This window comes from Streptomyces sp. NBC_01571 (genome assembly GCF_026339875.1).
GTDB lineage: Bacteria > Actinomycetota > Actinomycetes > Streptomycetales > Streptomycetaceae > Streptomyces.
Genome location: NZ_JAPEPZ010000001.1, coordinates 3,151,494 through 3,165,101, shown reverse-complemented (window position 1 = coordinate 3,165,101; position 13,608 = coordinate 3,151,494). Strand labels below are relative to the sequence as shown.

Sequence of the window (13,608 nt, the reverse complement as noted above, 5' to 3'; positions counted from 1 at the left end):
TCACGCCCTGTCCGCGACGCGTTCGCCGACCAGACCCTGTGGTCTGAACAGCAGTACGAGGATGAGGAGGACGAAGGCCCAGACGGAGGACCAGCCGCCGCCGCCGAGCTGCTGCATGCCGGGGATGCCGTCGATGTAGGAGGTGGCCATGGTTTCGGCGAGGCCGAGGACGAGGCCGCCGATCATGGCGCCGTAGATGTTGCCGATGCCGCCGAGGACGGCCGCGGTGAAGGCCTTGAGGCCCATCTGGAAGCCCATGTTGTATTGGATCGTGCCGTAGCGGAGGCCGTAGGCGATGGCGGCGACGGCGGCGAAGAAGCCGCCGATGGCGAAGGCGATCACGATGATCTTGTTGGTGTCGATGCCCATGAGCTGGGCGGTGTCCGGGTCCTGTGCGGTGGCCTGCATGGCGCGGCCGGTGCGGGACATGCGGACGAAGATCGCGAGGGCTGCCATGCAGAGGGGGGCGGCGATGATGACGAAGACGGAGCCGCTCTGGACGCTGATGGAGCCGAGGTGCCAGGGGCCGAAGTCGAGTTGGGGGAACTTGCGGTCGGTCTTGGCGTCCGGGTACCAGTTGAAGACGGCCTGCTGGAGTGCGAGGGAGAGGCCGATGGCGGTGATGAGTGGTGCGAGGCGTGGTGCGCCGCGCAGCGGACGGTAGGCGAACCGTTCCGCCCCGACGGCGATCAGGACGGCGACGAGGCCTCCGCCGATGAGCATCGCCGGAAGGGCTATCCACATGGATGTGCCGTCGGGCAGGACGTAGAGGTAGACCGTGAGTGCGCCGAAGCCTCCGGTCATGAAGATCTCGCCGTGGGCGAAGTTGATGAGCTGGACGATGCCGTACACCATCGTGTAGCCGATGGCGATCAGCCCGTACATCGAGCCGAGGAACAGCCCGTTGGCCAGCTGCTGCGGCAGAGTGTTCACCGCATGGCCTCCATGTGGGTGGGGAGAGTGAACGGGAGTATGGAGCGGGCCGCGCGGTGACGTGTGGTCGAGGCCGCGCGGCCCTGGGGTTGTGCTAGCGGCGGATCGGATCCGATGGGATCAGATCGGATCAGCCGTTGAACGTGCCGCTCTTCACGGCCTTCCACTTGCCGGCGACGACCTGGTAGACGGTGAGCTGCTTGTTGGTGGTGTCACCGAACTCGTCGAAGGAGACGGGGCCGGCGATGCCGTCGAACTTCGTCTTCTGGACCTCGTCGACGATCTTGGCGCGGGCGTCGTCCGGGACCTTGCCGTCCTTCACGACGTTGCCGATCGCCTTGATGATGGCGGTGGCGGCGTCGTAGGAGTAGCCGCCGTAGGTGCCGTAGTCGCCCTTGAGGCCGGAGGTCTTGTACTTCTTGATGAAGTCGGCGGCGGAGGCCAGGGAGTCGACGGGCTGGCCGACCGAGGTGACGAGGTCGCCCTCGGAGGTCTTGCCGGCGGTCTGGATGTAGGTGTCGCTGAACATGCCGTCACCGCCGAACACGGGGATCTTGGCGCCGCCGTCCTTGAGCTGCTTGGTGAGCTTCTCGGACTCGTCGTACTGGCCGCCGTAGTAGACGAGGTCGGCCTTGGAGTTCTTGATCTTGGTGACGAGGGCGGAGAAGTCGGTGTCGCCGGTGTTGACGTGGTCCTCGCCCGCGACCTTGCCGCCGCTCTTGGTGAAGCCGGCCTTGAACAGCTTGGCCAGGCCCGCGCCGTAGGTCTGCTTGTCGTCGACGACGAAGACGTTCTTCTTCTTGAGCGTGGTGCTCGCGTACTCGGCCGCGAAGCCGCCCTGGAGGGCGTCGGTGGTCGCGGTGCGGAAGTACGTCTTGAACGGGCGGGACTTCGAGGTCTGCCAGTTCTTGCCCTGGGTGAGTTCGGGTGCCGTGTTCGAGGGCGAGATCTCGACCAGGTTGGCGGTCGCGAAGACCTGCTGCATCTGGGTGGCGACACCGGAGTTGAGCGGGCCGACGACGCCGAGGACCTTGTCGTTGCCGACGAGGGCGGTGGCGTTCTGCTGGCCGCTGGCCGGGATCGCCTTGTCGTCGAGCGCCTGGACCTTGAAGGTCACGCCGGGAACGGTGTTGTTCTTGTTGGCGTCGTCGACGGCGATCTGGACGCCGCCCTGGATGCCGAGGCCGGTGGCGGAGTTCTGACCGGTCAGCGGGGCGTCGACACCGATGATGATCTCGGTCTTCTTGCCGCTGTCCTTGTTCCCACCGTCGTCGCGCGAACCGCAGGCGGTCAGCGTGAGTGCTCCTGTGGTGAGCACGGAGGTGAGTATGACCAAAGAACGCTGTCGCACGATGATTCCTCTCCCTGGCGCAGCAGCTCGGCTGAGCCGCTGTGAGTCTCGCCGGGCCGTACTGGTGGTACAGATGCCGTGCTGCAGACGCGCCCGGCGGCGCGGTGACTGGCCGTGACTCTAAGCCTGTCTGTGGGCCCCGGCATCGTGGTGGGCTGGCTTGTGACTTTCTTGTTATGACGTGCTGGTTGGTGAGCTTCGAGGAAGGGTGCTCTCGGCCGGTTTGGCGGAAATTCTGCGAAGTCCACATGTTGAGAATCCGCACTTCCGGTTGTGCGTGGGTGAGCGTCCGGGGCGGACGGCGTCGCAGGTCGCGTGGAGGAGCGCGGAAAGATCCCCTGGAGCACGGGGCTTCGAGGGGGGAACTCCGGTGCTGTATTGCGCGCGTGTTACGCAGCGTTACGTCGGGGGCGGGGAGTCCGGTGTCGAGGGGGAGTCCGGAACGCTCGGTCACGGAGATGTGGACCGTGATCAGGTGGGTTGTCCCGGCGCGCGCGGGAAAGGGCGCATGCGGTGGGGTCCGGGCGTGAAGTCCGGCGAAGGCGTGGTGATCCCGTAAGCGGTGGAGACGTCGCAACTGGGTTCCGGGCGAGCCGAGTCGGGGTGAACGGCGTGTGACTCGGCGCCGTACGGCTGGAGTTGGCGGCGTCGATCGCCATGTCCCGCATGATCACGGCTTCATGAGGAGGCGTCAGGCGGGGAGGTCTTGGTCGCGGCAGGGGCGCGGGCGAGGAGCGTGGCCGGTTCGCGTCCGGCCGGCCCCGGGGGAGAGCGGGCCGGGCGGGCGGGTCGGGGCGGCGGGGTGGGGCTCAACTCCTGCCGTGCCGCGCCCACTCGGCAGCGGTCGTGCCGGCCGGCCGCGGCCGTGCCTGTCAGCTACGTCCGTACTGATCGGCCGCGGCCGTGCCTGCGTTCGGCGGGCCTCGCCGTCCACGCGTCCTCCGGGCTTCCACCCGTCCTTCGCCCGTCCGGCGTCTGCCCGCCCGTCTGCCCGCCCGTCCGTCCGCCCGTCCGCCGGTGTGGCGGGCGGGCCGATTCGGCGTTCTGGTGTTGTCGGGCGTCAGGCCTGGGAACGTACGTGCTGTTCGTCGCCGGGATTCACGTCCCGGAGCAGACAGGTCAGCCGTGCGGTGCACACGCGCTTGTCGTCCTCGTCCGTGATGACGATCTCGTACGTGGCCGTGGAGCGCCCCCGGTGGACGGGTGTGGCCACGCCCGTGACGAGGCCGGAGCGCGCCCCGCGGTGGTGGGTGCAGTTCAGGTCGACGCCGACGGCGATCTTGGAGCTGCCGCCGTGCAGCATGGAGCCGACGGAGCCGAGGGTCTCGGCGAGGACGGCCGAGGCGCCGCCGTGCAGGAGTCCGTACGGCTGGGTGTTGCCCTCCACGGGCATGGTGCCGACGACCCGGTCCGCGGAGGCCTCGACGATCTGCACGCCCATGCGGGTGCCGAGGTGGCCCGCCGAGAAGAGGGCGGGCAGGTCGACGCCGAGCGCGGCGTACTCGTCGAGGACCTCTTGCGGGAACTTCACGTGACTCTGCTCGCCCATGGGGGCCGGCTCCGATCGTCGTGGATCTCTCTGGCTGACTTCCTGAGCAAACGCTCAGTCGGTGGCCGATTGTTCCAGACGGACCACGACGGACTTGCTGGCCGGGGTGTTGCTGGTGTCGGCGGTGGCGTCGAGCGGGACGAGGACGTTGGTCTCCGGGTAGTAGGAGGCCGCGCAGCCGAGGGCGGTCGGGTAGTGCACGACGCGGAAGCCGGGGGCGCGCCGCTCCAGGCCGTCCTGCCACTCGCTGACCAGGTCGACGTACGAGCCGTCGGCGACGCCGAGCGAGCGCGCGTCCTCGGGGTTGACCAGGACGACCCGGCGGCCGTTCTTGATGCCCCGGTAGCGGTCGTCGAGGCCGTAGATCGTGGTGTTGTACTGGTCGTGCGAGCGCAGGGTCTGCAGCAGCAGCCGGCCTTCGGGGAGCTTCGGGTACTCGACGGGCGCGGCGGTGAAGTTGGCCTTGCCCGTGGCGGTCGGGAAGCGGCGTTCGTCGCGCGGGGCGTGCGGGAGGGCGAATCCCGCGGGGTGGGCCACGCGCGCGTTGAAGTCCTCGAAGCCGGGGATCACGCGCGCGATGCGGTCGCGGACTGTCGCGTAGTCCTTCTCGAACTCCTCCCAGGGGGTGCGGGAGTCGTCGCCGAGCACACGGCGGGCGAGGCGGCACACGATGGCCGGTTCGGACAGCAGGTGCTTGCTCGCGGGCTCCAGGCGGCCGCGTGAGGCGTGCACCATGCCCATGGAGTCCTCGACGGTGACGAACTGCTCGCCGCTGCCCTGGAGGTCGCGCTCGGTGCGGCCGAGGGTGGGCAGGATCAGGGCACGGGCGCCGGTGACCACGTGCGAACGGTTGAGCTTCGTCGACACGTGCACGGTGAGGCGGGCGCGGCGCATGGCGGCCTCGGTCACCTCGGTGTCGGGGGACGCGGACACGAAGTTGCCGCCCATGGCGAAGAAGACCTTCGCGTCTCCGTCGCGCAGGGCGCGGATGGCCCGGACGACGTCGTAGCCGTGTTCACGGGGCGGGGCGAAGCCGAACTCCTTCTCCAGGGCGTCCAGGAAGGCCGGGGCGGGGCGCTCGAAGATGCCCATGGTGCGGTCGCCCTGCACGTTCGAGTGGCCGCGGACCGGGCAGACGCCGGCGCCGGGACGGCCGATGTTGCCGCGCAGCAGCAGGAAGTTGACGACTTCGCGGATCGTCGGCACGGAGTGCTTGTGCTGGGTGAGGCCCATGGCCCAGCAGACGATGGTGCGCCGCGAGGCGAGGACCATGGCGAGGGCTTCGTCGATCTTCGCGCGGGTGAGGCCGGTCGCCGTGAGCGTCTCGTCCCAGTCGGCGGCGCGGGCGGCGGCCGCGAACTCCTCGTAGCCGTGGGTGTGCTCGGCGACGAAATCCTTGTCGACGGCTCCCTCCGTGTCCAGGACGAGCTTGTTCAGGAGGCGGAAGAGGGCCTGGTCGCCGCCGAGGCGGATCTGCAGGAACAGGTCGGTGAGGGCGGCGCCCTTGATCATGCCCTGCGGGGTCTGCGGGTTCTTGAACCGCTCCAGGCCCGCTTCGGGCAGCGGGTTCACGCTGATGATCTTCGCGCCGTTGGCCTTGGCCTTCTCCAGGGCGGAGAGCATGCGGGGGTGGTTCGTGCCGGGGTTCTGCCCGGCGACGATGATCAGGTCCGCTTTGTGGAGATCGTCGAGCAGGACGCTGCCCTTGCCGATGCCGATGGTCTCGGAGAGGGCGGATCCCGAGGACTCGTGGCACATGTTCGAGCAGTCGGGGAGGTTGTTCGTGCCGAGTTCGCGGGCGAAGAGCTGGTAGAGGAAGGCGGCCTCGTTGCTCGTGCGTCCGGAGGTGTAGAAGAGCGCCTCGTCGGGGGAGTCGAGCGCGGTGAGTTCCTCGGCGACGATGTCGAAGGCGCGCTCCCAGGTCACCGGCTCGTATTGGTCGGCGCCCGCGGGCAGGTACATGGGGTGGGTGAGGCGGCCCTGCTGTCCGAGCCAGTAGCCGCTGCGGCCGGCGAGGTCGGTGACGGGGTGCTCGGCGAAGAATTCGGGGGTGACCCGGCGCAGGGTCGCCTCCTCGGCGACCGCCTTCGCGCCGTTCTCACAGAATTCCGCCGTGTGCCGGTGCTCCGGCTCGGGCCAGGCGCAGCCGGGGCAGTCGAAGCCGTTCTTCTGGTTGACCCTGAGCAGGGTGAGCGCGGTGCGGCGCACTCCCATCTGCTGCTGGGCGATCCGCAGGGTGTGGCCGATCGCGGGCAGCCCGGCCGCCGCGTGCTTCGGTTCGACGACCTGTGGCGCGTCCTGAACCGGATCGCTCTTGGGCGGCTTGCCGGCCATCGCTGAACCCCTCTCGCGTGCCTGTGTGCGGTACCTCTTCGATCCTCGCACGCGGTGGTGACGATGCCTGCGGCCGGTCCCGGACGGTCCGCGCTGTCAGTGGGGCGTGGCAGGATCGGGGGCGTGGCAGAAACAGCATCGAAGAAGACCGAGAAGACCGCAGGTACGAGCCGTCCGCGACTGATGCTCATGGATGGGCACTCGCTGGCGTACCGCGCGTTCTTCGCGCTGCCCGCGGAGAACTTCACGACCGCGAGCGGCCAGCCGACGAACGCGATCTACGGTTTCGCGTCGATGCTGGCGAACACGCTGCGCGACGAGGCGCCCACGCATTTCGCGGTGGCGTTCGACGTCTCGCGCAAGACCTGGCGCTCCGAGGAGTTCACGGAGTACAAGGCGAACAGGTCGAAGACCCCGGACGAGTTCAAGGGCCAGGTCGAGCTGATCGGTGAGCTGCTGGACGCGATGCACGCGCAGCGGTTCGCGGTCGACGGCTTCGAGGCCGACGACGTCATCGCCACGCTGGCCACGCAGGCCGAGGCGGAGGGCTTCGAGGTCCTGATCGTCACCGGCGACCGTGACTCCTTCCAGCTGGTGTCGGAGCACACGACGGTCCTCTACCCGACGAAGGGTGTCTCCGAGCTGACCCGGTTCACTCCGGAGAAGGTCGTCGAGAAGTACGGGTTGACGCCGGCGCAGTACCCCGACTTCGCGGCGCTGCGCGGTGACCCGTCGGACAACCTGCCGGGCATCCCCGGTGTCGGTGAGAAGACGGCCGCGAAGTGGATCAACCAGTTCGGTTCGTTCGCGGAGCTGGTCGAGCGCGTCGACGAGGTGAAGGGGAAGGCCGGCCAGAATCTCCGTGACCACCTGGAGGCGGTGCAGCTCAACCGCCGTCTCACGGAGATGGTGAAGGACGTCGAGCTGCCGAGGGCGGTCACCGACCTGGAGCGCGCGGCGTACGACCGTACGGCCGTGGCGATGGTCCTGGACACCCTGGAGATCCGTAACCCCTCGCTGCGCGAGCGCCTGTTCGCGGTCGACCCCGGGGCGCAGGAGGCCGAGGAGGCGGCGCCGGTCGTCGCCGGTGTCGAGCTGGACGGCGCGGTGCTGGGCGCGGGCGAGCTGAAGCCGTGGCTCGCCGAGCACGGCGGGGCGGTCCTGGGCCTGGCCACGGTCGACGCGTGGGCGCTGGGCGCCGGCTCGGTGGCGGAGATCGCGCTCGCCGCGGCGGAGGGGGCGGCCGCCTGGTTCGACCCCTCGGAGCTGGACGAGGGCGACGAGAACGCGTTCGCGAAGTGGCTCGCCGACCCCGCGAAGCCCAAGGTGCTGCACAACGCCAAGGGTGTGATGCGGGTCTTCGCCGAGCACGGCTGGAGCGTCGAGGGCGTGTCCATGGACACGGCGCTCGCCGCCTACCTGGTCAAGCCGGGCCGGCGTTCGTTCGCGCTGGACGCGCTGTCGCTGGAGTACCTCGGGCGGGAGCTGGGTCCGGCCGCCGCGGCCGACGGGCAGCTGGCGTTCGGTGCGGACGACGGAGCCGAGGCCGAGGCGCTGATGGCGCAGGCCCGCACGATCCTCGACCTCGGTGAGGCGTTCGGCGAGAAGCTGCGGGAGGTCGGCGCGGCCGATCTGCTGCGGGACATGGAGCTGCCCACGTCGGCGCTGCTGGCGCGCTTGGAGCGGTACGGCATCGCGGCCGACCGGGCGCACCTGGAGGCCATGGAGCAGATGTTCGGTGCCGCCGTGCAGCAGGCGGTGAAGGAGGCGCACGCCTCCGTGGGCCACGAGTTCAACCTCGGCTCGCCCAAGCAGCTCCAGGAGGTCTTCTTCGGGGAGCTCGATCTGCCCAAGACGAAGAAGACGAAGACGGGTTACACGACGGACGCGGACGCGCTGGCCTGGCTGGCCACGCAGACCGACCACGAGCTGCCCGTCATCATGCTCCGCCACCGTGAGCAGGCGAAGCTGCGCGTGACCGTCGAGGGCCTGATCAAGACGATCGCCGCGGACGGCCGGATCCACACCACCTTCAACCAGACGGTGGCGGCGACGGGCCGTCTGTCGTCGGTGGACCCGAACCTGCAGAACATCCCGGTGCGTACGGAGGAGGGCCGCGCGATCCGCCGCGGCTTCGTGGTCGGCGAGGGCTTCGAGTCGCTGATGACGGCGGACTACAGCCAGATCGAGCTGCGGGTGATGGCCCATCTGTCCGAGGACGAGGGCCTGCTCGAGGCGTTCACGTCGGGCGAGGACCTGCACACGACGGTGGCGTCCCAGGTGTTCTCGGTCGAGCGCTCGGCGGTCGACGCGGAGATGCGGCGCAAGATCAAGGCCATGTCGTACGGCCTGGCGTACGGGCTGTCGGCGTTCGGCCTGTCCCAGCAGCTGAACATCGACGCGGGTGAGGCGCGTGCCCTGATGGAGACGTACTTCGAGCGTTTCGGCGGTGTCCGGGACTATCTGCGCCGGGTCGTGGACGAGGCGCGTGCCACGGGCTACACGGAGACCCTCTTCGGCCGGCGTCGCTATCTGCCCGACCTGAACAGCGACAACCGTCAGCGTCGCGAGACGGCCGAGCGCATGGCACTGAACGCGCCGATCCAGGGCACGGCCGCGGACATCGTCAAGATCGCGATGCTGAACGTCGACCGGGCGCTGCGCGAGGCCGGTCTGAAGTCCCGCATGCTCCTCCAGGTCCATGACGAAATCGTCCTGGAGATCGCCCCGGGAGAGCGCGCGAAGACCGAGGAGCTCCTGCGCCGCGAGATGGCGTCCGCCGTCGATCTCCGGGCCCCGCTCGACGTCTCCGTCGGCTCGGGAGCCGACTGGGAATCGGCGGCGCACTAGCCGCTTCGGCGACCGAGGTTCCGGGTGACCGCGGACCGGGGAGCCTGCACCGTCACCGGACCGGGGCCCGGCACCATCGGGTGCCGGGCCCCGGTCCGTCTCGGCACGGGCCCCGTACGGCGGGCCCTCCGGCGCCGAACCGGCCCCCGGCGGTGGCCCATGGACGACGGCGTCCTGCCTGCTGGCCGGGGGGCCGGTGCCCGACGGTCGGGGCCCGGGGACCCGTGACTTGGTGACTTGGTGACTTGGTGACTTGGTGACCTGGAGACCTGGAGACCTGGAGACCTGGAGACCTGGAGGTCTGGTGACCTGGAGGCCTGAGGCCTGGGTCCCCGGGCCCGGGGACCCGGAGTCACAGGGCCTCGCAGGCCCAGGGCCCCGGAGACCGGGGGCCCGGAGCCCGGACTATCGGGCCCCCGGACTCCGGGCCCGGAGGCTCGGGAACCCCGAGGCTCGTACGGGACCCGGGCCGGGTCCCAGTACGGCTCTGGGGCCCCGGAGACAGCGATCAGCCGTCTGCCGCTCACCCCCCGGAGGGCCCGTCACTCGCGTGGCCCTCGCAAAGACGCCCCCCGCGCAGGGGGACCGCAAGGATGCGGGCATGGGTATACGCATACTCCACCGCCGCACGGCCCTCCCCGCGGGCGTCGTCCCGGCGCTGTTCGCGCCGGTGCCCGCGGTGGCCGCGAGCGCGAGCACCGCTCAGACACCCGCGGGCCGCCGTCCCGGCCGCACTCCCGAGCTCGCCGCGCGCGCGTCCCGTGACCCCGGGGCGGCACCGGCCTCACGCCCGGGCACCCTCGCCCTGCCGGTGCACACCGGCGGCGCCGGCCCGACCTGCGATCTCGCGAGCGAGTGTCAGTACGACGCGGAGGGCTTCGCCGAGGGCACAGCCATGGAGGTCGTGCCGCGGCGGGCGGACCGGTTCCGGCACACCCTGGACCGGTGGGAGCTCGCCGCCCTCCGCCCCCTGGGCACCGTCTCGGACGGCATCGCTGCCCTGCGCCTGCCGGACGTCGTCGCCGGCTCCCGTTCCTTCCTGAAGTCCCGCGTCCACGGCCTGAGCCTGCTCGGCCACGTCCGCGGTGCAGCGCTCCGGGGCAGCCCCGCCGGGATGCCGGGCGGTCCGTGGGCGCACCCGGAGAACGGCCGGCTGCCCCGCCCGGCGCACGGCTGGCGGGTGCACAGTGTCGGCGCGTTCACGGGCACCGGAAGGACCTGCCGCATCGTCGTCCTGTCGCACGACAACCCGTCGACGGTGTACGGAACCCGCACCCTCGGGCGCTTCGCCCGGGCCGTCCACCGCGGCCTGGGCCAGGGACGCGGCCTCGTCCGGGGCCCGGCCCCGCGGAGCGGGTTCAGCGGCGCGTCGGACGGTTCGGCTCCGTACGCGTGGCCACCGGGCCGCGACGAACCGGAGCGGGGCGCCACACCCTGACGCCGACGGCGTACACCGTGAGGCCGAGGACGAGACCCGCACCCGCGCCGAAGCACAGCGTCGGGATCAGTTCCCACGTCTTCGCGCCCGAGCCCCAGTAGGCCCACCACCGGGCAGCCCGCTGCGCGGCGGCGACGATCGCGCAGCCGCCGGTCACGGCGGCCGCGAGCCACCGGTCGGCACGCGACAACTGCGGCACCCCGACCGGCTCGCCGGGCGGTGTCCGCCGCAGCGCGACGACCACGAAGACCGTGATCACCACGGCCGCCGCCATCGAAGTGCCGTACTGCGCGTACGTGAACACGGGGGTGCCCCCGACGTCCCGTCCCAGCGCGGGCAGCAGCCGCACCCCCCACCGGTCGTGGTGCGTGAACGCGTCCCACACGACGTGCGTCAGCGCGCCGAGCACCGCCGACGCGTACCACCACAGCGCCAGGGACGCACCGGGCTCCCGGCGGGCCGTCCCGCAGCGCAGCAGTCCCGCGAGGCGCCCCTGACGGTTCCGTGGCAGCAGGGCCACCAACGGCTCGCGCAGGACCAGCCACACGCCCACGAGGGCCCAGGAGACGAGCACGTCGAAGGTGAGGACACCGGTGAACGAGTGCGTGAAGGTGCCGAATTCCATCGCTCCGGGTACCGCACTCGCCGCGTAGTAGGTCATGTCGGGAGCGAAGGAGCCGGCCACCAGGACCGCCGGCACCAGTCGGCTCCGGCCGCTTCCGTCGCCCCGCACGGCGGGCAGTACGGCCGCCGCATGACTGAGAGTGAAGGGCAAATCGTCCCCCTGTGGCCGACGTCGGTCGAAGGCGTCGCCTTCGGTGATCACCGAAGGCCATTATGAGAGACGGGTGAGAAGGTCCGGACGCGCCGCCCGGGGTACGTGACCCACCGGACAATCGAACATGGCCAACCGGTGAAAATCGGGCACGAACGGGTGCCCGGGCGACGGAAGTTGTCGTAGGGTCACCTGCGTCACTGTGCCAGCGAACGCGCGGAGCGCGGGCGGTCGACCACGGGAGGGGTTCACTCAATGGCGGCGCATTTCGGCAGACTGCGCAAGGGGGCGGCGTCCACCGCCGTAGCCGCGGCAGCGGTCGCGGCCCTGTCCGCTTCCCAGGCACCCGGAGTGGCCACCGACAGCCTCGGCAGACAGGCCTCTGGCGCCCAGCCCTCGGCCGACGTGAGCGCCGGCGGCCAGGGCGGCGGTGACGGCGCGGCGACCGGCAACTCGCCCTACTACACCGATCTGCCGCCGCTGAAGAGTCCGAACCCGAGCCCGTCGTCGACCATCGGGACGCCCGTCTCCGTCGGCGAGGCCGAGGCCGGCATACCGGCGACCGTGCTCGACGCCTACAAGAGGGCCGAGACCTCGCTGCGCGCGTCCAAGCCGGGCTGCAATCTGCCCTGGCAACTCCTCGCGGCCATCGGCAAGGTCGAGTCCGGGCAGGCGCGCGGCGGCCGTGTCGACGCGAACGGCACGACGTACTCGCCGATCCTCGGTCCCAAGCTCGACGGCAACGGCTTCGCGCTGATCGGCGACACCGACAGCGGCGCGTACGACGGCGACAGCGCGTACGACCGCGCGGTGGGCCCCATGCAGTTCATCCCCTCCACCTGGGAGTGGGCGGGCCGCGACGGCAACGGCGACGGCAAGAAGGACCCCAACAACGTCTACGACGCGGCACTCGCGGCCGGTCACTACCTGTGCCGGGCCGGCCGTGACCTGTCCGTGCAGGCGCAGATGAACGCGGCGATCCTCAGCTACAACAACTCGACGGCCTACCTCAACACGGTGCTGTCGTGGCTGGAGTACTACCGCAAGGGCACCCACGAGGTGCCGGACGGCACGGGCAGCCTGCCGTCGCACAGCAGCGGCGACAACTCCACGGCCGACCCGGGCCCGTCGCCGTCCGCGCCCTCGACACCCGAGTCGAAGCCGAGCACTCCCAAGCCGGGCGGCGGCGGTTCGACGGGCCCCGGCACGAGCCCGTCCGCGCCCGCTTCGCCCTCGACCCCGCCGGCCACGCCGCCCACGCCCACCGAGACGGTGGACCACCTGGAGGACGCGGACACCGGGAAGCTCACCGCGACGGCGGGCCGGACCTTCGACACCAAGGTCGCGGTGCGCACCGAGACCAAGGCGGGCAAGGCGGTCGCGAAGGTCCGCGTCCGGTTCATGATCGTCGGAGACACGGACGCCACCTTCACGGGCGGCGAGAGCGCCGCCACGCTCGTCACCGACAGCAAGGGCACGGCGACCGCGCCCACGCTCGTGGCGGGCGAGAAGACCGGCGGCTTCACGGTCCGCGCCACCGTCGTGGGCCGCACCCTCAGCGGCCTCGACTACGCCGCGACCGTCACCGCGCGCCAGGCCGACACCCTGACCCGTACCGGCGACACCGAGCTGACCTGCGTGCCGGGCGGCGAGTTCGCCGACCAGGTCCAGCTGAAGGCCACCTACAAGGGCGCAGCCGCGGGCAAGGTCGCGGCCACCGCCACACTGGTGAAGTCGGCGGACGACGCGACCGAGAACGACAAGGGCCCGTACTTCAAGGACGCGGACGGCAAGACGGTCCGCACCCTCACGGACCTCACGACCGACGCCGACGGTGCTCTCAAGCTCCCCAAGCTGTACGCGGACGACACGACCGGCACGTTCCTGCTCCGCGTCACCACCACGGGCGGCGCGACGCTGACGGTCGAGCTGAAGGTGGCCCCGGCCGCCACGGACACGCCGTCCGGCACCCCCGCGCCGTCCGGCACCCCCGCGCCGTCCGCCACGGCCACGCCGTAGTCCGGCACGGCCACGCCGTACTCCCGGCACGGCCGGTCCCGCCAGGGCCACGCCAGGGCGGGACACGGCCGCTCGCGGCCCCCGCGCCACCAGGGCGCCCCTCCGCTTCCGGCGGAGGGGCGCCCTCGTCGTGTGCGCGACGTGTTCTCATCTCGGCCCGCCGTTGCTACGGTGCCCGACCTGACGATGCATCAGCTCCAGGCTCTCGGGAGGCCCCGCATGCGCGCCCTCATCGCCGCCGCGACCGGTCTCGCCGTGGCGCTCGCCCTGGTGTTCACCATCACCGCCATGGGCTCACCGGCCGGCAGGACGTCGCCGAAGCCGCTGCTCACCACCGTCCCCAAGCATCCGTAACCAGC

General features: G+C 70.9%; 9 protein-coding genes. 4 read left to right on the top strand and 5 right to left on the bottom strand.

The window, feature by feature from the left end; genetic code table 11:
* The 4 genes from OHB41_RS14275 to OHB41_RS14260 form a co-directional block, all read right to left on the bottom strand.
* Positions 1 to 933, bottom strand: coding sequence for a branched-chain amino acid ABC transporter permease (locus tag OHB41_RS14275; RefSeq protein WP_153291151.1), 933 nt, complete (start codon positions 931 to 933; stop codon positions 1 to 3).
* A gap of 130 nt (positions 934 to 1,063) precedes the next feature.
* A complete protein-coding gene (locus OHB41_RS14270; RefSeq protein ID WP_266698423.1) occupies positions 1,064 to 2,284 on the bottom strand; it encodes a branched-chain amino acid ABC transporter substrate-binding protein in 1,221 nt (406 codons plus the stop codon).
* Between the two features lie 1,060 nt (positions 2,285 to 3,344).
* Positions 3,345 to 3,833 (bottom strand): PaaI family thioesterase, encoded by a 489-nt coding sequence (locus OHB41_RS14265; protein WP_266698422.1) that lies wholly within the window; start codon positions 3,831 to 3,833, stop codon positions 3,345 to 3,347.
* 54 nt (positions 3,834 to 3,887) lie between these two features.
* Positions 3,888 to 6,167 carry an FdhF/YdeP family oxidoreductase gene (locus OHB41_RS14260; protein WP_266698420.1) on the bottom strand — a complete coding sequence of 760 codons (2,280 nt, stop codon included), beginning with the start codon at positions 6,165 to 6,167 and terminating at the stop codon, positions 3,888 to 3,890.
* 123 nt (positions 6,168 to 6,290) lie between these two features.
* On the opposite strand from OHB41_RS14260, the gene polA reads away from it, so the two are divergent.
* Together polA and OHB41_RS14250 are read left to right on the top strand one after the other, a co-directional pair.
* Positions 6,291 to 9,017 carry a DNA polymerase I gene (gene polA, locus OHB41_RS14255; protein WP_266698418.1) on the top strand — a complete coding sequence of 909 codons (2,727 nt, stop codon included), beginning with the start codon at positions 6,291 to 6,293 and terminating at the stop codon, positions 9,015 to 9,017.
* Positions 9,018 to 9,618: 601 nt separating this feature from the next.
* Positions 9,619 to 10,455 (top strand): hypothetical protein, encoded by an 837-nt coding sequence (locus OHB41_RS14250; RefSeq protein WP_266698416.1) that lies wholly within the window; start codon positions 9,619 to 9,621, stop codon positions 10,453 to 10,455.
* On the opposite strand, the gene OHB41_RS14245 is transcribed toward OHB41_RS14250, so the two are convergent.
* A complete protein-coding gene (locus tag OHB41_RS14245; protein WP_266698414.1) occupies positions 10,376 to 11,230 on the bottom strand; it encodes a DUF4184 family protein in 855 nt (284 codons plus the stop codon). The genes OHB41_RS14250 and OHB41_RS14245 overlap by 80 nt on opposite strands.
* A 255-nt stretch (positions 11,231 to 11,485) precedes the next feature.
* Here OHB41_RS14245 and OHB41_RS14240 point away from each other — a divergent pair, with 255 nt between their 5' ends.
* Together OHB41_RS14240 and OHB41_RS14235 are read left to right on the top strand one after the other, a co-directional pair.
* Positions 11,486 to 13,249, top strand: a complete 1,764-nt coding sequence (locus OHB41_RS14240; RefSeq protein ID WP_266698412.1) for a lytic transglycosylase domain-containing protein — start codon at positions 11,486 to 11,488, stop codon at positions 13,247 to 13,249.
* A 219-nt stretch (positions 13,250 to 13,468) separates the two neighbouring features.
* Positions 13,469 to 13,603: an SPW_0924 family protein gene (locus OHB41_RS14235; protein ID WP_266698411.1), complete on the top strand. Its 135-nt coding sequence runs from the start codon at positions 13,469 to 13,471 to the stop codon at positions 13,601 to 13,603.
* Positions 13,604 to 13,608 lie beyond the last annotated feature (5 nt).

What these genes read in the sequence shown, in the direction of transcription:
- OHB41_RS14250 (WP_266698416.1), top strand. Translation starts at nt 9,619, where the DNA reads ATGGGTATACGCATACTCCACCGCCGCACGGCCCTCCCCGCGGGCGTC.
- OHB41_RS14240 (WP_266698412.1), top strand. Translation starts at nt 11,486, where the DNA reads ATGGCGGCGCATTTCGGCAGACTGCGCAAGGGGGCGGCGTCCACCGCC.
- OHB41_RS14235 (WP_266698411.1), top strand. Translation starts at nt 13,469, where the DNA reads ATGCGCGCCCTCATCGCCGCCGCGACCGGTCTCGCCGTGGCGCTCGCC.
- OHB41_RS14265 (WP_266698422.1), bottom strand. Translation starts at nt 3,833, where the DNA reads ATGGGCGAGCAGAGTCACGTGAAGTTCCCGCAAGAGGTCCTCGACGAG.
- OHB41_RS14260 (WP_266698420.1), bottom strand. Translation starts at nt 6,167, where the DNA reads ATGGCCGGCAAGCCGCCCAAGAGCGATCCGGTTCAGGACGCGCCACAG.